Origin of the sequence: Mobilicoccus pelagius NBRC 104925 (assembly GCF_000247995.1) — a bacterium.
GTDB classification, from domain to species: Bacteria; Actinomycetota; Actinomycetes; order Actinomycetales; family Dermatophilaceae; genus Mobilicoccus; species Mobilicoccus pelagius.
The window spans coordinates 1-16,897 of record NZ_BAFE01000094.1; the positions used below are offsets into that span (position 1 = coordinate 1).

Below are 16,897 nucleotides of genomic sequence, written 5' to 3' on the forward strand. Positions count from 1 at the left end.
GGCGGTGTTGGCAGTGTCCCACGCGACCCCGAGCGCGTCGGCGATGCGAGTCATCGACAGGTGGGCCACCACGAGCGCTTCCAGCGCCCACGCCAACGCCGTCTTGGTGAGTTTGCACCGCGGCGTCGCCGCGCAGGAGAGGTCGTGGCGCCACACGTGCCCGCAGCCGGTGCAGCGGTAGCGGCGCAGCCGCACCCGCAAGGTCGTGGGGCGCCACCCCAGTGGCGCGTGGGCGAGTTCGCGCACGGTGCTGTCCCGCACGCGCCCCTGGCACCCACACCGGCGACACCAACGGTCCTCGGCGGCGACACGGCAGGCCAGCACCGCCCGATCCGGGTCTACGCGTTGCCCGACGGCCAGCAGGCCCAGGTCGTCCAGACCGGTGAAGGTGGTCAGATCGGGGTCGGTGAAGGTAGCGTCGCGCATGTCGAGGTCTTCCAGATGGTGAGCGTCAGAACTTCCATCTTCGGGAGACCTCGACGTCTACCCCGGCACCGACGCGCCCACCCCCATCGAACCTGCCGCGGCTCGACCTACACCCTCATCTGGGAAGAGCCGGCAAACCCGGGCAGGTCTGCAGCATGACCGACGGCAAGGGCGGCAAGACCAGCTACACCTACGACGGTGACGGCAACCTCATCAAGGCCACCCCGCCGGCGCCGTTGGGTGAACGCAGATTCGAGTGCGACTCCCTGGGGCGCCTGACCGCGTCGGTCAACGGCCGCGGACAGCGCGTGACCTACGAGTACGACGCGCAGGATCGACTGCTGTCGACCACGGTCCCTGCCGCCGCCGGGGTCGCGGACCGCACGATCTACCAGTCCTACGACGCCGACGGGAACGTGAACTTCAACGACTCGGTCATCTCCTACGACGCGCAGAACCGGCAGGACTACATCAAGGACCCCTCGGGGGTCGAGTTCTCGACCTGGTTCGACGCGGCCGGGAACATGCTGGGCGTGGTCGGCGCCGGGCAGGATTGGATCGCCCCGGGGTCAGTCGATAGCGGGTTGTGCCAGCATGCCCGACTTGACAGATCTGACACAGCTCCTGGCCCTCGCGAACGCACACCCTCGCGCCGCGGGCGCGGAACTCAAGCAGGCCATAGAACTTCGCGAGCACGTCTACGACGCGCTGTTCGGCAGCGACGATCGAGCAACCCAGGCACTGGCTGATGCCTATCGCGACCCCGTCGCCCATGCCCACCTTGCCCCCAGGGCGCCGGCGGGAAGTGGGCCGATTATGGGCTCCCCATGAAGACGGCGGGCCATCGAATCGCCCGCGGCCTGATGGACCTCCTGAGTCCGGGCGCGGCATCGGGGGTTGCTGCTCAACCTCGAGGTCGGCGAGTGACCACGAGCGCGACCTCGAGCCAGGGCAGACGATCACGCCACGGGTCCAGCAGCCCCTGACGACGACGGACTGGGGCACCCGGTCCGTCCTGCTCGCCGGGCCCGCCGGCACCGTCATCGATCTGTTCAACCAGACGGAGGACGACATGGCGTGACCGTCGCGATCGACGTGACGGATCAGGTCGACCCGGCCAGAGTTGCTCGGGGGTTGTGGCGCCACGTCGTGCCCCGATGACGACGCGCGCTCATGCCGCGCGTGGGATGTCTCCGCACGCTCCGCAGCCCCTCAGCATCGTCACCTGCAGTAGCCGCAGTTGCCCGTGCTTGGCCTCGTGTGGGGCCAGTTCAGACAGACAGGGTGGGTCCACTTGGGCTTGACATAGCCAATCCTGCGCGGTGTGCCGGGCGACCTGCCCGGCGGGACGTGGATGCGCATCGTCCTGGAGCAGATGTCGGCGGCGTCAGGCTCACCGGTCGGTCCGGCGCAGGCCGTCGGTCTCGTCGCGTTGACGGCCGTCGCCGGTCTGCTCGTGACGTGCGTCCTCGCCCTGGGGGAGGAGATCGGGTGGCGGGGCTGGTTGTGGCCCGCGTTGCGGCCGCTCGGGCGGCTGCGGGCTGCCGCCGCCGGCGGGGTCATATGGGCGATGTGGCACTTGCCGATCGTCCTCATCGGGCACAACTACACCGGTGCGCCCCGACACCCCCGGCAGGACGCCCTGCAGGGCACGCGTCAGGCTCGACTTCCCAGAACTCGAACCTCCGTTGAACACCACGACGTCGGAGGTCACGGGGCCATCTTCGCCTGTTCTGCCCTCCCCTCCGCAGTGGCTCGCAAGGGGGTCGTGCTCACCCGGTGCAGCGTCCCTCGCCGCGACGGCCGGAGGGGGCACGCATGTCTTCGCTCCGCGCGACCTAGGCCGCGGAGGTGCTGCGACCGGGTGAATGGGATCACGCCGGCTGAGCGGGGCGCGGTACACGTGGGCACGTGTCATTCTCGACGGCGCCGACCCACCCGAAGCGGGGTGTGTTCCCGATCGGTGAGCCGTCGGCGCGTCGCCAGAGCACCCCGTCGGGGTCGACGGTGACGGTGTGGCCGTGGCGGTGGACGACGGTGTGGTGGTGGCGGCACAACAGGGCGAGGTTCGGCGGATCGGTCATCCCGCCCTCCGACCAGTGCCGGATGTGGTGGCCGTCGCACCACCCCGGTGGCGCCCCGCACCCGGGATAGGTGCAGCCCCCGTCGCGCAGCGCGAGCACCGTCCGCTCCGCCGAGGTGACGAGGCGGGACCGACGCCCCAGGTCGAGCACCTGGCCCCGACAACTCGCGTAGCCGCCGCGCCGAGGCCCCCGACGCCGCCCAGTCGATGATGATCTCGGCGAGGGCGTCCCAGTCGGGGTAGTCGATGTTCTTGCGCAGCCGCCGATAGACCTTGGCCGCGAGGCCGGCGCTCTCCACCGGCAACCGCCCGCACGACACGGCCCGCCGGAACGCCTCCCCGTCGGGCCCGGCGCACGTGAGCGCCACCTCGTGCAGATCCCGCGCGGCCCGTCGCATCACCGGCGCCCCACCCTCACGGCAGGACTGCTCCACCCATCGCTGAGGCCGCGGATGATCGGACGCCGCGATGACCCCCCGCGCGGACGCCTCCAGCACGACCGCCGCCTGAGCCGCATTCGCCGCCGCGACGGCGCCCGCCACCTCTGCTGCCGCCTCGGCCAGGTCGTGCGAGAACACTCCCGCGAGATCCTCCGGGATGCCCGCGAGCATCTCCCTCGCCACCCGCAGCCGCGCGAGCACGTCGAGCTCCGCACCGGGGTGCGGAACGTCGAGCATGTGGGTCGCGGTCATGGCCTCATTCTATCGAACATGCGTACGCATCGATAGGGTTTTCCGCGTGAAGTTCTTCGTCGTCATTTCCTGGCGCGGTCGTGGTGTTGCGGCTTATGATCGAACACATGAGCGATAGATCGATGTCTCCCTGCCGGGCGAGGCGCATCGCGCAGGCGCGCGCTGCGACAGGCGCGCGACCGTCGCTTCGTCGAGGTGCTGGAGGTTGCCTCCGCCTGTCATCGGTCGTGCTCTCATCGGGGAGTCGCCATCGCCGGAGGCGACGCGGAGGCCCAAGGTCATCGAGGCCTGCAACGGCAAACCCCTCACGCCGCGCAAGGTGCGCCGTGATGGTGGCCGCTTGGATCTGTCGACACCTATGCGCCGTGGGCCCCCGACCGGACGGTCGAGGGCCCACGGCGTGCGAGATGCGGCCGGCGTGCGTGGCTCGGCCGACACCCGAAGTGCGGCTGGAACGGGAGGTCCCGGCCTGCGTGCGAGGTGGGGTCGGCGTGCGAGGTCCGACCGGTGTGCCCTCGCGTGGCCGGCCGGTTCGCCCTGGGCCCGAACGACGCGTCGCGATCAGACGCGCGCCGGTGCTGCGTCGACGTCGGTGCGGCGGGTGGTGGGGTGGGCCGGCATGAGGGCGACGGAGGCGGTGGCGAGGAGGGCGACGCCGGCGAAGACGTAGAACCCCCACGGGTGGGCGAGGCCACGGGTCACGAGCATGCCCGTCACGGCCGGGCCGACGATCGCACCGACACGGCCGACGCCCGACGCGAGACCCATCGCCGTGCCACGCACCTCGGGTTCGAAGAGGTGGGCGACGAGCGCGTACACGAGACCCTGCGCGCTGAACACGAACAGGCCCGTGACGAACACGACCGCGTGCAGCAGCACGGCGTTCTCCATCCGCAGGCTCAACAGTGCGAGGAAGAGCGCGGACACGCCGAACCAGGCGATCGTCGACGTCTTGATGCCGCGGCGGTCCGCGACGACCCCACCGAGCGCGAGGCCGACGATGGCGCCCGCGTTCATGATGAGCAGCAGGCTCAACGACGAGGCGAGCGAGTACCCCGCGGACCGCATGATCTGCGGCAGCCACGTGTTGAGTCCGTAGACGAGCAGCAGCCCCATGAACGACGCGAGCCACGAGCACAGCAGCGCGCGACGGTGCGAACCGAGCAGGTCGAGCATCCGCGGCTTCTCCGCGACCGCCCCGTCCTCACGGACGATCGGCGACGTCTCCGGGATGCGGAGCCACACGAGCGGGAGCAGCAGGAGGCCGGCGATGCCGCCGACGTAGAAGATGAGGTGCCAGTTCGGGATGACGAGCAGCGCGAACAGCGACATCGCGACCGCGCCGACGTGATACCCGGTCATCGTTGCCGTCGTCGCGGTGGCCTTGCGGTCGGAGCGCGACGACTCCGTCATGATCGTGATCGCCGTCGGCATGCACGACCCGAGACCCAGTCCGGCGATGAGACGGGCCGCGGCGAGAAGCCCGACGGTGGGCGCGAGCGGCACGAGAATCGTGAAGATCGAGAAGATCGCGACCGACACCGTGAGGCCCAACCGGCGCCCGAAGCGGTCGTTGAGAGGCCCGCCCGCGGCGGCGCCGATGCCGACACCGACGAGCGACAGCGTGGCGACGAGTGTCAGCTCGGGCCCGCCCATGCCGAGGTGGGCGGTCTCCTTGAGTGTGGGGATGACCGCGCCGAACGCGACGAGGTCGAACCCCTCGAGTGCGACGGTCGACCAGCACAACAGTGAGGTGAGCGCGGACGACCCTCCCTCCGCACGTGCGGCAGGACGGGTGGTGGTGGTGCTCATGGCGGCTCCTCACCTCCGGTGGCGTGCCGGATCGACGGGGCGACCCTCTCGCTCGGCCGGCTCGCGTTCCCCCGCTCACCCCCGCGGCGCCGCCCGTCTCGCCCCCCGTGGACAGGCCTGCGCCAGGACCACCCTAGCGGCACCAGGTCAGACGTCCAGCACGGTTGTCGACAACGAGGGCCCGGCACTTTCGGGGGCGCCACCGCGACGCGTCTCTCCGGCGCCCGACGCGTCAGGCGCCCGCGCGCCTCGCCACCGTGAAGAGGTCGCCGGGCTGGCAGTCGAGGACCTCACAGATCGCCGTGAGCGTCGTGAACCGCACCGCGCGCGCTCGTCCGTTCTTGAGGATCGACAGGTTCGCGAGGGTGAGCCCCGTGCGCTCCGAGAGCTCGGTGAGCGTCATGCCCCGCGCGGCGAGCACCTCTCCGAGGTGCACCTCGACCGCGTGATCCGCGTCGTCCTCGGCGGCCCGTCCGCGTGTGCCGCGCGTCATACCGTCCCCTCCAGGTCGCGGTGCATGTCGACCGCCTGGCCGAGGATCCGCCCGACGGTGAGGACGCCGCACCCGGCGACGATCGCCGTCCAGTCGACGTGCATGTTGCCCGGGATCCCGGCGACCACCGGGAAGTCCGAGACGAGGCGGGAGGTCTCCACGGAGGTGAGGACCCCGCCGACCAGAGCGACGAGGATCGCGCCGCCGAGCACGAACCACCCGAGGCGCCGTGTTCCGCGCGCGACGGCGTCGGTGAACAGGCCGTCGCGCCGTCCGCGGCGGACGAGGGCGGTCGTCAGGGCGAGGAACCCCAGCGTCCACAGCCAGTCCACGAGGACCGGAACGCTGACCAGGGCCTCGTCGAGGGGACCCATGTCGTCGCGGCACAGGAGGTACTCCCGGGGCTCCCCGAGGCGCACTCCCGGGCGGAGGTTCTCCACGGGTGGGGCGGCGAGGGGGTGCCCCTCCCCGTCGATGCCGCCGGAGTTGATCGTCAATCCGTTCGACGTGACGGGGGCGCAGGGGATTCCACCGTCGCCCCAGGCTCCGAATCCCACATGGGCGCCCGTGAGGGGCGCGATGGCCGTGAAGGCCAGCCACACGATCATCAGCCCCAGCAGTGCCTGCATGGCCACCTCGATCGGGGCGAGGACATCCTCGGGTGTGGTGTGCCTGGCCATGACGTCCCCTGTATCGACAGTCGATGTTGTCGATAAACGATAACATCGACTGTCGATAAGGAACGGGCTTCCGAGATCACCCTCGCGTCGAGGCCACGTCGCCGTCCCGACGCGCGTCCTTCGACCCGCTCGACCCACCCGACCCGTCCGTGTCGCCCCTGTCGTCGTCCGAGTCGTCGTCGTCCATGTCGTCCTCGACGGCGTCGACGATGGCCTCGTCGTCGATGTTGGAGTCGGAGGCGTGCTGCTGCAGTTCGGCCTCCTCGTCGGCGCCGAACTCCTGCCGGGGGTCGTCGCGGGCGGTGAGGATGTCGCGGATACCGACGCGGCGGCCGGTCTCCTTCTCGATGCGGGAGCGGTGCCACCAGGCGGCACCGAGGACGACGGCGAGGAACATGCCGATGTACCGGAGTGCCGGACAGACGTACGTCATGAGCGTCGTGAATCCGACGAAGTTCAGGCCGTACCCGAGGGGGCACATGCCGAGGTGGATGGCGCGGCAGCGGTTGCGGTGCTCGGCGGTGAGGACCCGCGTGAGGCCGACGGCACCGACGACGACGTACTCCGCCCATCCACCGTCGACCGCGAACGCCATGAGCTTCAGCGACAGGCAGTCGGCGAAGTCGCCGCGTCGACAGTTGCGGTACCGGCGGCACGCGCGGCCCGCGGACGGGATGACCGCGTCACCGACCTCCCACCCGTGGACGCCGGGGCCGACCTCGTCGAGGCATCGGCTGATCTCGTGGCCCCTGCGTCACCACACGAAGCGCGGCGGGGGAGCTGCCGTCGATGAGGGAGAGGTCGGAGTGGCAGATGCCGCAGTACGCGACCTTGATGCGCACCTCGCCCGGCCCGGCGTGCGGCCCGGGATCTGGTCGAGCCTCACCTCACGCCTGTCGGCGTAGAGGCGCTCGTCGAGCACCGTCTCGCTCATGACGGGTCCCTCGGGCGTCGCGTTGCTCCCGGTATACGGCGAGCGAGGCGGTGGTGGCGAGGGCCGTGAGGCACGTGCGTCGGGAATCACGCGGGGGCCTTCCGCCGTTGTCGCCGGGGTGACCGACCACCCAGAGCGACGCTCCCGCCCGACGCCGATGTGCCCGATCCGCCCCGGCGACCCGTGCAGTCTCTGCCAGCCGGGCGCGAACGGACCGCAGGACTGCGGGCTCGTCTACCTCGTCCAGGACGACCCCGACCTGCGGGAGATCGCCGCCGAACAGCGTCGCCGCCACGTCGATCGTGCCCGCCGGTCGCGCGACGTACCGTGACGTCGTGCTCACGTTGATCTCGCCCGCGAAGACGCTCGACCTCGCCTCCCCACTGCCGACCCGCCGCCACACCGAGCCGCGGATGCTCGAGGAGGCGAGCGAACTCGTCGACGTCATGCGGGGCAAGAGCCCCGAGGAGCTGTCCGACCTCATGGGCATCTCCGCCGAACTCGCCGAACTCAACGTCGAGCGGTACGCCGCGTTCACCACCCCGTTCACGCCCGCGAACGCACGCCCGGCGCTCTACACGTTCGACGGCGACGTCTACCGCGGCCTCGACGCCCGGGAGCGGTTCGACACCCGCGACCTCACCGAGGCGGGCAAGACCCTGCGGATCCTCTCCGGCCTCTATGGGCTCCTGCGCCTCCTCGACCTCATGCAGCCCTATCGCCTCGAGATGGGCACGCGGGTCGTGACCGACCGCGGCCCCTCGCTCTACGCCTGGTGGGGATCACGGATCACCGAGGCCGTCGCCGCCGACCTCGCCGCCTCACCCGGCCCCGACGTCCTCGTCGACCTCGCCTCCGAGGAGTACTCCTCCGCCGTCGACCTCGACGCCCTCCGCGCCGACGGGGCCCGCGTCGTCGCCCCCCGCTTCGAGGACCAGGGCCCCAAGGGCGACTGGAAGGTCATCTCGTTCGCGGCCAAGCGCGCCCGCGGCATGATGGCGGGCTGGATCGTGCAGGGACGCCTCCGCTCCGCCCGCGCCCTCCGACGGTTCGACGAGGGCGGGTATGCCTACGAGCCCGAGCTCTCCACGCCCGACGTGCCGGTGTTCCGACGCCCCCGTCCGTGATCTCACGCCCCTGCGTGGGGGATTCACCGTGGGATCCACCGATCGGGATCCGCCGAGTAGGATGCATCGGCACGCATGAGGTCGGGACCCCCGGGGTAGTGAGGCAGGCGTGAGTGAGATCCCCGGACCCCGCGACGCCGACGGACGCCCCCAGGACCACGTGCCGGGGCGCGACAACGGCTCCTTCGGCAACGGTTCCGACAACACCTACGGACGCGGTGAGGTGTCCGACGACTTCGGCGCGCCGCAGGAGCGGCGCGGCGGGTTCTCGACGTTCCCGTTCCCGAGCTACTCGACGACCACGCGTAACGGCACCGGCATCACCGTCGCCGGCTGCTGCCTCCCGCTGCCGCTCGGCTGCCTGACCCTCACCCTCTCCGCCGCGGGCTACGCCTCCTACCGGATGCTCCGCACCCGCCTCTGACCTTTCTGAGTCCGCCGACGACGCCGCGTCCCTCATCGAGGGGTGCGGCGTCGTCGCGTCTCGGCCCACGTTCCGAGTGGCGGCAGGGGTGGCAGGAGCTGCAGGGGGGTGCGGTCAGCGCGCCGCGGGCAGGTAGTCCTCGACGCGGCGGGCGGCGAGCTTGCCTGAGACGAGGACCATCGGCACGCCGACGCCCGGCACGGTGCCGGACCCGGCGAAGAACAGGCCCGGTCGGCGGCGGTCGACGTTGGCGGGGCGGAACGGGCCCGTCTGGGAGAACGTGTGGGCGAGGGCGAACGGGGTGCCGCCCGCCATGCCCTGACGTGCCCAGTCGGTGGGGTCGACGAGGTGTTCGGTGACGATGTCGGTGGGGTAGCCCGCCTGCGCGAGGAACGCCTCGAGATCCTCGCGGACACGCGGCCGTTCGACCTCCCAGTCGATCCGGCCCGCCGTGAGGTTGGGCACCGGTTCGAGGACGTAGAGCGTCGAACAGCCCTCGGGGGCGGCGCCCTCGTCGTCGAGGGAGGGGACGGTGACGAGGCGGGACGGGTCGGCCATGCGCACGCCGCGGTCGAGGAGGTCGTCGAACGACTCCTCCCAGGCGTGCCCGAAGTGGATGTTGTGGTGGGCGACGTCGCTCGGCACGCCGCGGACGCCGACGTGCCACACGACGGCCGACGGCGAGTACCGCGGGGAGCGCAGGACGCGGGGCGGTACGAGGTCGGGCAGCAGCCGGTCGTAGGCGGTGGGGGTGTCGATCGTGCAGATCACCGCGTCGGCGGCGAGACGCTCGCCACCGGCGACCTCGACGCCCGCGACCGCGCCGTCGCGGCGGGTGAGGACCCGCTCGATCCGTGAGTCGTAGCAGAACTCGACCCCGGCCGCCGCGGCCGCCCGCGCCATCGCCTCGGGCACCTCGCGCATGCCGCCGCGGGGGAACCACACGCCCTCGATGGAGTCCATGTACGTGATGACGGCATAGATCGCGAGGGCCTGCTCGGGTGCGAGGCCTGCGTACATCGCCTGGAACGAGAAGAGGCGGTGCAGTCGCGGGTCGGCGAACCGGTTCTTGATCGCCGGCCCGAGCCGCCCGAAGCCGCCGAGCCGCACGAGCCGCGCCGCAGCCGCGGGGTTGCGCAGCAGGTCGAGGGGGGTGTCGTAGTTCGTGTCGATGAAGTTCGGCATCTCGACCTCGTAGAGCGTGCGCAGCCACACGACGAAGTCGTCGAACGCCGCCGCGTCGGCCGCGCCGCACTCGCGGGCGATCTCCTCGCGCATGGCCTCGTGGCCGTGACGCACGAGGATCGTCGAGCCGTCGGCGAACCGGGCCCGGTAGGCGGGGTCGAGGAGCTGGAGGTCGAGGACGTCCTCGGCGCGGGTGCCCACGGCGCGCATCGCCTCGTCGACGAGGTTCGTCATCGTGAGGACGGTGGGGCCGGTGTCGAACGTGAAGCCGTCCTGCTCGAGGCGGATGCCGCGACCGCCGGGCGCGTGGGCCGCCTCGACGACGGTGACCTCGTGGCCGAGACCCCGCACCTGGCAGGCGGCCGAGAGCCCGGCGAGACCGGCTCCGATGACGATGACGTGGGACACGGGGGTCTCCTCGGGCTGAAGGGGCAGGGCTTCGGGTGGTCGCCGGTGGGTCGGTGCCGGTCGGCGGTGGCGGATCGGTGGTGGCGGGGTGGTGGTGGCGGGTCAGTGGTGGCGGCGGGCGACGGACCGGGCGAGGCCGGTGAGCGCCGCGCGGACACGGGGGTGGGTGCGGTCGGCGAGGGCGGTGAGGGCGTCGTCGACGTGTCGGTCGAGTTCGGCCTCGGCGATGGCCCGCACGCCGGCGGCGTCCATCGCGGCGACGAGGTCGCGGATCTCGCTCTCGTCGGGGGAACGGTCGGCGCCGAGCGTCGCCGACACCTGCCCGTCGAGCTCCTGCTCGGCGAGACCGAGGACGATCGTCGGCTTGCGCTGGGCGATGTCGTCGCCGACGGGCTTGCCGGTGACGTGCGGCTCGCCCCATACGCCGAGGATGTCGTCGGCGAGGGCGAACGCCTCCCCGACGTGGTGGCCGAACGTGCTCAACCATTCGGGGCACGGCTCGTCGGGGGCGGCGAGGAGCGCGCCGAGTTCGAGGGGGCGGGTGATCGTGTACGCGGCGGACTTGCGTTCGGCGACGCGGCGGGTGCTCGCGGCGTCGAAGCGGCCCTCCTCGGCGAAGACGACGTCGAGGCGTTGACCGTGGACGAGTTCGACGACGAGCGCGTCCCACGCGGCGAGGACCGACGGCGGCAGCCCCCGCACCTGTTGCTGGGCGAGGGCGAACGCGAGGTCGCCTGCGAGGACGGCGATGCTCTCGCCGAACCGTCGGGCCCGGCCGCCGCCCGCGGGGGTGGCGGCGGCGCCCTCGTCGAGTCCGACGCGGCGGGCGACGTCGACGTGGGCGGTGGGGCGGCCGCGGCGGGTGGCGGCCTCGTCCATGACGTCGTCCTGGAGGAGCCCGAACACGTGGAGGAGTTCGACCGCGGCGGCGAGGTGGGCGAGGTCGCTGCACGTCGAGGAGTCGATGAGTTCGACGGGGTCGGGGCCGTCGCCCGTGTGGTGGGTGCTCGTCACGCGGGCGAGGAACCCGAGCTGGACGACCCGGGGGCGGATGAACTTGCCGCCCGCGCGGACGAGGTCGTCGATGATGCGTTCGAGGCGGGTGGCCGCATCGAGGCTCGACGGCGGGAGTCCGGCGACGGCCTCGTGCTGGGCGGCGCCGCTGCGGGCGAGGGCGTCGTCGATCGTCGCGAGGACGGCGGGGACGAACGCCTCGACGAGCCGGTCGATGCGCTCGCCGGTGGCCCAGGAGCCGTGGACGCCGACGGTGCGCTCAGGCGTCGTTCCGCTCACGTCGGCCACCCCCTCGGGGTCGGAGGCGGGCCGCGGCACGCAGCGCGGAGGTCGCCGCGGGGAAGCGCGCCGTGGTGGGGGCGCTCCACAGGTCGTGGCCGGGCAGCCCCCAGCCGGTGAGCAGGTGGTTCGCGGCCTGGAACCCCGTCGTCGCGGCCCGCTCCATGAGCGAGACGGGCAGCTCGCAGCGGATCCCGTCACCGGCGAGGACGACGTCGGCGTCGGGCGTGACGACGCCGGGACGCTCCGCCCACGGGTCGGTGCCGGCGAGCGGGCAGTCACGCTCGACGAGGACCTCCTCGTGGACGACGCGGGCGCCCTCGAGCTCGGGGTGGAGCCGGTCGAGCTGTGCCCGGAGGTCGGCGAGGACGGTCTCGTCGGTGACATCGTCGGGTACGGCGTAGGCGTGGAGTTCGACGACGCTGCCGCCGGTGCGGCGCGCCCAGTCGGCGGCGCCGTCCTCGAAGAGGTGGAGGGCGCTCACGTTGTCGAGATACCCGAGTGCGGCGGTGCCGACGAACGGGGCGGTGCCCCCGCGCATCGGGGCCTCGAACCACAGCCGCTGGACGACGAATCGCGGTGCGATGCGGCCCCGCTCGACCGCCGCGAGCCATGTCTTGTCGCCGAGCTCGGGGCTCGCGGCGACGATCCCCTGGAGTGCGGCCCGGTCGGTGGCGAGGACGACGGCGTCGACCGGACCGACCTCCGCCAGGGCGCCGTTCACGTCGTCGCGGTCGGTGACGACGTGGAGTCGCCCCGCCTCGTCGCGCTCGACGCGCTGCACGCGCACCCCGGTGTGCGTGCGGGTGCCGAGCCGGTACAGCAGCTGACCGAGCGGCGCCCACCAGCACGTGTCGAAGTCGTCGGCGGAGACGTCGAAGAGGAGCCCCTCGGCCGAGCCGAGGAAGTACGTGTGGAACATCCCGACGAGCTCGCCGGCGGAGAACTCCCGCGGGTCGGCGAAGAAGCTCCGCGCGAACACCTCGAGCGCGAGGTGCCGCATCCCCTCGGGGAACCGGAGCGCGTCGAGGAGGTCCTGGGCGCTCACGCCGTCGTACTCGACGAACGTGCGGGGGAAGTCGACGTCGAGCAGGCCGAGGGCACGGTCGACGTCGACCTCGGGCAGGTCGGTGAGGTCGAAGCTCGGGCTCTGCGCGACGAACCCGAGGATGTTGAACGGCGGCCGGGTCGGCACCGTCGTGAACGAGTCGCGGGAGCCGTCGCCGTGGACGAGGGGGTAGTCCTCGATGGGCCGCAGCCGCGAGAGGTCGGGGTCGACGCGACGCAGCAGCGCGCGGAGGTTGTAGTACTGCCGGAAGAACGCGTGGAACCCGCGGCTCATGTGCTGGGGCGCCTGCTCGGCTCCCGCCTCCGGCACGTCGACGGGCCAGGCACGCACCCGTCCGCCGAGCTGTGGCTCCGCCTCGAGGAGGCTCACCCGCACGCCGCGTTCGGCGAGGCCGACGGCCGCGGTGACGCCCGCGATGCCGCCGCCGACGACGACGACGTGGCGGGGCGCCTCGGATGCGTCGGACAGGGACGCCGTGGCGCCGGGTCGTGGTGCCCGGTGGAGTTCGGCGCGTGGGTCGACGCCGGGCGTCCAGCGGCGGGCGCGGCGGAGGGGGAAGGGTGCCCGGGAGGTCACGGCCGTCGCCCCCAGAGGGTGCGGACCATGCCGGACTGCCACCCCGGCACGGGGCGCAGGCCGACGTCGGTGAACCCGGCGCGGGTGAGGCGCTCCTGCAGCTGCTCGTCGCTGTCGAACTCGAGGACGCTGCGCCACAGGTAGGTGAAGAGGTTCGGCCGCTTGCGGGTGACGATCGCCGCGGACGGGATGATGATCCCCCACGACAGCGCCGTCCACGCGGCGACGTCGAGCGGGCGCCCGGCGACGCCGTAGTCGTGGACGACGAGCACGCCGCCGGGGCGGAGGCTCCGCCACACGTGGTGGAGAAACGCGTCGCGGTCGGGCACGTTGCGCAGGAGGTAGGCGGCGAACACCGCGTCGTAGCGGGTGCCGGCGTCGGGGAGGTCCTCGGCCTGGGCGTGGGTGAAGCTCACCGAGTCGGGCCACTCCTTGGCGCGGGCGGCCTCGAGCATCCCGGCCGAGCCGTCGACGCCCTCGACCCGGAACGGGCTGCCCGTCTCCCGCAGCGCGGCGAGGAGCGCGCTCGTCGAGGCGCCCGACCCGCAGCCGAGATCGGCGATCTGCAGGGGCTCCTCGCCCGGCGCCGGTCGGCGCGCGAGCATGCCGGTGAGGACCCGGGCGGAGGACCGCAGCTGGGCGGCGTACCCGGGCGACATACCGGTGAGGCGGTCGTAGTGGAGTCCGACCTCGTCGAACGCCGGGGCGACCGTCGAGTCCTTCGCGGAGATGGGGGTCACGACGGCTCCTCGTCGAGCGGGCGGGTGGGGGTGATGGTGCCGGTCGCGCCGGGCGCGCTCCGGTGCGTGGCGTGGTTCTCGGTGCGCGTCCGGGCGAGGGCGCGGCGCTGGGCGCGGGCGGCGGCGCGGCTCTCCGTGTGGGTCTCGGTCGCGTGCCGGGAGCCGGCCCGGACCCAGAGGAGGATCGTCAGCGTCACCATCGAGAACCCGAAGAGGAAGTCCTCGATCGGGATGTCCCACGGGACTCGCACACCGAGGTGGTGCTGCGGGGCGTAGAGGACGATCGGGGCGTCGAGCTTGGTGAGCCAACCGTCGACGAGGATCTGGAAGAACCCGACGATCGCCATGCTCAGCCAGTAGCGGGCGGTGCGGAACAGGCCGGTGCGCCAGTGCCATTCGAGGGCGAGGACGACGCACACCGAGACGGCGGCGAGGACGGTGTACTCAGGCATCATCGTGACCCTCCTCGAGCGTGTTCGCGTGCGTCCGTGTCCCGTGCTCGCCCCGCGCCGGGTGCCCGGCACGACGACCGCGGAGGCGGCCGACGAGGTCGAGCACGGTGCCGACGGCGCCGTAGGTGAGGAGGCCGCAGATCGGGATCGCGACGAAGAAGACGAGCTCCTCGACGGGCATGTCGACGACCGGCACGAGCCATCCCGTCATGAATCGCGGCGAGTACCACCAGTGCCCGCGGACGATGCCGAACACGTCCCAGACGGAGAACACGAGGACGACGGGCAGGAGTGCCGCGAGGAGACGCCGCGGCCTGCGGTAGACGCCCGCGCGGAGGAACAGCTCCAGCGGCAGGGTGATGAGCAGGCAGGCCGCCATGAGGAGCAGGTACTGGTAGGGGTCCCAGGCGGTGTCCCACTTCACGGCGTCACCACCCCGCGCCGGACGAGGCGGCGGCGCTCGGCGTACTCGAGGTCGTCCACCCACAGCTGCGCCTGCGTGCGCCGCACGAACGGCGTGATGAGGGGCGAGAACGCCCGTGCGACACGGAATCCCATGCGATCGGAGGAGGCGATGGTCGCCTCCGTCATCACGGAGACGGGCCGGTCCGCGCCGGGCGCGGTGAGCGGCGTCGCGTGCGTCTCGACGACGCTGCCCCGCCCCTCGCCCTCGGTGATGTGCATGACGATCGTGCGGGCGTCGGGGCACGTGAACTCCGCCCGCACCGGCACGCCCCATGTCGGGGTGAGGCGGAACGCCACGTCGGTGACGAGGCGGTCGGGGGTGCTCGCGTCGTCGTCGACGACGAGGTGGCTGAACGCGTACGGGTGCAGCCAGGCCCCGTGCCAGGGGTCGAGGCGGTTGGCGACGACGTCCTCGGGTGCGCACTGCGCGGCGGCGACATGGACGGCGCTGATCGCGGTGTCGAGCGCGGGCCGCACCGGGAGCCGCGGTGCCTCGCAAGGCGTCTCGCCCTCGGTGGGGAGCTGCACCCAGAGGAGGACGCCGTCGTCGTGGACGGGGAACGTCGGCCATCGGCCGGACGCGGCGGGCGGCCACTCCGAGGGGAGGCGCAGCCCGTGCCAGCGGCACATGAGGTCGCGGCCGTCGACCTCGCACCGGTCGAGGCGGGCACCCATGTGGGGGCAGACGCCGGAAGACGCCCGCAGCTCGCCGTCCTCGGTGCGCCACAGGGCGATCTCGCGGCCGGCGATCGTGCGGACGATCGACTCCGCGCCGACGTCGCCGCTGCACCCGACGACGTACCAGCCGCCGGGGTCACGGTCGAGCGCCCGCGCGAGGGCCTTCTCGATGCGGGGGATCGCCGCCTGCCGCCACGTGCTCCGCAGCTCCTCGGCTGGGGGTTGGGGCACCCGCTTGATCGGGATGCGGTCGCGGTGGACGGGCGCCGCCCCGTCGACGGGGGCGTCCGGTGTGCTCGTCGCGCTCGAAGGGCTCGTCGCGGGGCCCGAGAGGTGGGGGCGGCCGGTGAGGAGGGTCCGCGCGGTGAGGGCGACCTTGCCCGCCGGGGAGACCCGGCGTCGCTGGGTGAACACGTCGTAATCCGCCTTCTCGATGCGGGTGAGGATGTCGGCGTACATGGAGAGGGCCGCGCCGACGCATCGCGCGGAGGCGGGCGGGAGCATCGCGACGCCGGGTTCGGCCTGCCGGTACAGCTCGCGGTTGCGGTCGATCTGCGCGGCGAGGAAGCGGCGCCACTCCGGCGTCACGCGACGCACCCACGGGTCGGCGCCGTGGGCGGCGAGCTCGTCGGCGGGGAGGTAGACGCGGCCGCGGTCGAGGTCCTCGCCGACGTCGCGGAGGAAGTTCGTGAGCTGGAAGGCGAGGCCGAGTGCGCGAGCGGGGCCGAGCGCGCCGGGCGAGTGCGGGCGGAGGACGGGCAGCATCATCTCGCCGACGACGGCGGCGGAGCCCTCCATGTAGTCGTCGCGCAGCTCGGGCCACGTCGCCCAGCTCGTGCGGGTGAGGTCGAGGCGCATCGCGTGGAAGAACCGGTCGAAGCAGTCCTGCGGCAGCTGCATGCGGCGGACGCTCGTGACGATCGCGTGGAAGACGGGGACGTCGTCCTCGCCGCGCTCCCACGCCTCGCGGAAGCGGGCCTCGAAGGCGTCGAGACGGTCCTCCGGGCCGACCTCGGCGCCGGGGACCCCGAGGCCGGCGAGGTGGGCGGCGCCGGGCTCGTCGACGATGTCGTCGGCGAGGCGGCACAACGCGTAGACGGCGTAGACGTCCTCCCGCTGCTCCCGGTCGAGGAACAGGGTGCCCCAGTAGTACGTCGTGCCGTTGGCGTACGTGATGTCGTGGCAGACGCGTCGGCCCACGTCGAGGCGCGTCTCGGCGGAGAGGGGACGGCCGGGACGGGGGGAGGCGGGCAGTGGGGGCATCAGCGCGATTCAACCCTGTATTCGGGTTTCGTGCCAGGGGGGTTCGTGCGAGGTGCCCGTCTCGGTCGAACGCGTCCGGGCATCCGCCTCGTCCGCC

At 72.4% G+C, this 16,897-nt stretch carries 17 protein-coding genes and 3 pseudogenes; 5 read left to right on the forward strand and 15 right to left on the reverse strand.

Annotation, left to right across the window (positions count from 1 at the left end; translation table 11 throughout):
- A pseudogene (locus MOPEL_RS14365) lies at positions 1-426 on the reverse strand (ISL3 family transposase); the annotation flags it as partial.
- A 155-nt stretch (positions 427-581) separates the two neighbouring features.
- On the opposite strand from MOPEL_RS14365, the gene MOPEL_RS14370 reads away from it, so the two are divergent.
- Both MOPEL_RS14370 and MOPEL_RS19045 read left to right on the forward strand, forming a co-directional pair.
- The gene (locus MOPEL_RS14370) at positions 582-1,175 is read left to right on the forward strand and encodes an RHS repeat domain-containing protein (RefSeq protein ID WP_009483607.1); all 594 of its coding nucleotides are present in this window, start codon (positions 582-584) and stop codon (positions 1,173-1,175) included.
- Positions 1,176-1,801: 626 nt separating this feature from the next.
- Positions 1,802-2,002, forward strand: a pseudogene (locus MOPEL_RS19045) (CPBP family glutamic-type intramembrane protease); the annotation flags it as partial.
- Positions 2,003-2,065: 63 nt separating this feature from the next.
- On the opposite strand, the pseudogene MOPEL_RS19050 reads toward MOPEL_RS19045, so the two are convergent.
- From MOPEL_RS19050 to MOPEL_RS19060, 7 genes and pseudogenes are all read right to left on the reverse strand, one after another.
- A pseudogene (locus MOPEL_RS19050) lies at positions 2,066-2,344 on the reverse strand (phosphotransferase-like protein); the annotation flags it as partial.
- Positions 2,301-2,660, reverse strand: coding sequence for an HNH endonuclease signature motif containing protein (locus tag MOPEL_RS19055; RefSeq protein WP_009483609.1), 360 nt, complete (start codon positions 2,658-2,660; stop codon positions 2,301-2,303). The gene MOPEL_RS19055 and the pseudogene MOPEL_RS19050, both read right to left, overlap by 44 nt.
- Positions 2,661-3,762: 1,102 nt before the next feature.
- Positions 3,763-5,013: an MFS transporter gene (locus tag MOPEL_RS14385; protein WP_009483610.1), complete on the reverse strand. Its 1,251-nt coding sequence runs from the start codon at positions 5,011-5,013 to the stop codon at positions 3,763-3,765.
- A gap of 232 nt (positions 5,014-5,245) precedes the next feature.
- Positions 5,246-5,506 carry a helix-turn-helix domain-containing protein gene (locus MOPEL_RS14390; protein ID WP_009483611.1) on the reverse strand — a complete coding sequence of 87 codons (261 nt, stop codon included), beginning with the start codon at positions 5,504-5,506 and terminating at the stop codon, positions 5,246-5,248.
- A complete protein-coding gene (locus MOPEL_RS14395; protein ID WP_009483612.1) occupies positions 5,503-6,186 on the reverse strand; it encodes a DUF2975 domain-containing protein in 684 nt (227 codons plus the stop codon). The genes MOPEL_RS14390 and MOPEL_RS14395 overlap by 4 nt, the downstream gene beginning before the upstream one ends.
- A gap of 76 nt (positions 6,187-6,262) precedes the next feature.
- Entirely contained in the window at positions 6,263-6,925 is a 663-nt protein-coding gene (locus tag MOPEL_RS16895; RefSeq protein WP_217994552.1) for an alcohol dehydrogenase catalytic domain-containing protein, read from the reverse strand.
- The gene (locus MOPEL_RS19060) at positions 6,870-7,028 is read right to left on the reverse strand and encodes an alcohol dehydrogenase catalytic domain-containing protein (RefSeq protein ID WP_217994550.1); all 159 of its coding nucleotides are present in this window, start codon (positions 7,026-7,028) and stop codon (positions 6,870-6,872) included. Before MOPEL_RS19060 ends, MOPEL_RS16895 begins: the two co-directional genes overlap by 56 nt.
- Before the next feature lie 210 nt (positions 7,029-7,238).
- Between MOPEL_RS19060 and MOPEL_RS17410 the strand changes: the two genes are divergently transcribed.
- The 3 genes from MOPEL_RS17410 to MOPEL_RS14410 all read left to right on the forward strand — a co-directional run bounded on the left by MOPEL_RS17410 (position 7,239) and on the right by MOPEL_RS14410 (position 8,671).
- On the forward strand, positions 7,239-7,451 hold the full coding sequence (locus MOPEL_RS17410; RefSeq protein WP_141631375.1) for a DUF6767 domain-containing protein: 213 nt from the start codon (positions 7,239-7,241) through the stop codon (positions 7,449-7,451).
- Between the two features lie 4 nt (positions 7,452-7,455).
- Entirely contained in the window at positions 7,456-8,247 is a 792-nt protein-coding gene (yaaA, locus tag MOPEL_RS14405; protein ID WP_009483615.1) for a peroxide stress protein YaaA, read from the forward strand.
- 109 nt (positions 8,248-8,356) lie between these two features.
- The gene (locus MOPEL_RS14410; protein WP_009483616.1) at positions 8,357-8,671 is read left to right on the forward strand and encodes a hypothetical protein; all 315 of its coding nucleotides are present in this window, start codon (positions 8,357-8,359) and stop codon (positions 8,669-8,671) included.
- A gap of 114 nt (positions 8,672-8,785) precedes the next feature.
- On the opposite strand, the gene crtI is transcribed toward MOPEL_RS14410, so the two are convergent.
- From crtI to MOPEL_RS18190, 7 genes are read right to left on the reverse strand one after another with little or no spacing between them, the layout of a single operon-like run.
- A complete protein-coding gene (gene crtI, locus MOPEL_RS14415) occupies positions 8,786-10,339 on the reverse strand; it encodes a phytoene desaturase family protein (RefSeq protein WP_373279742.1) in 1,554 nt (517 codons plus the stop codon).
- Positions 10,340-10,366: 27 nt separating this feature from the next.
- Positions 10,367-11,557 carry a polyprenyl synthetase family protein gene (locus MOPEL_RS14420; protein WP_009483618.1) on the reverse strand — a complete coding sequence of 397 codons (1,191 nt, stop codon included), beginning with the start codon at positions 11,555-11,557 and terminating at the stop codon, positions 10,367-10,369.
- On the reverse strand, positions 11,538-13,202 hold the full coding sequence (locus MOPEL_RS14425) for an FAD-dependent oxidoreductase (RefSeq protein ID WP_009483619.1): 1,665 nt from the start codon (positions 13,200-13,202) through the stop codon (positions 11,538-11,540). Before MOPEL_RS14425 ends, MOPEL_RS14420 begins: the two co-directional genes overlap by 20 nt.
- Complete coding sequence (locus tag MOPEL_RS14430) at positions 13,199-13,942, reverse strand: class I SAM-dependent methyltransferase (protein WP_009483620.1); 744 nt, start codon at positions 13,940-13,942, stop codon at positions 13,199-13,201. The genes MOPEL_RS14425 and MOPEL_RS14430 overlap by 4 nt, the downstream gene beginning before the upstream one ends.
- A complete protein-coding gene (locus MOPEL_RS18185; protein ID WP_009483621.1) occupies positions 13,939-14,394 on the reverse strand; it encodes a lycopene cyclase domain-containing protein in 456 nt (151 codons plus the stop codon). The genes MOPEL_RS14430 and MOPEL_RS18185 overlap by 4 nt, the downstream gene beginning before the upstream one ends.
- A complete protein-coding gene (locus MOPEL_RS14440) occupies positions 14,387-14,818 on the reverse strand; it encodes a lycopene cyclase domain-containing protein (protein WP_009483622.1) in 432 nt (143 codons plus the stop codon). Before MOPEL_RS14440 ends, MOPEL_RS18185 begins: the two co-directional genes overlap by 8 nt.
- Positions 14,815-16,800, reverse strand: coding sequence for a DUF5914 domain-containing protein (locus MOPEL_RS18190; RefSeq protein WP_009483623.1), 1,986 nt, complete (start codon positions 16,798-16,800; stop codon positions 14,815-14,817). The genes MOPEL_RS14440 and MOPEL_RS18190 overlap by 4 nt, the downstream gene beginning before the upstream one ends.
- Positions 16,801-16,897 lie beyond the last annotated feature (97 nt).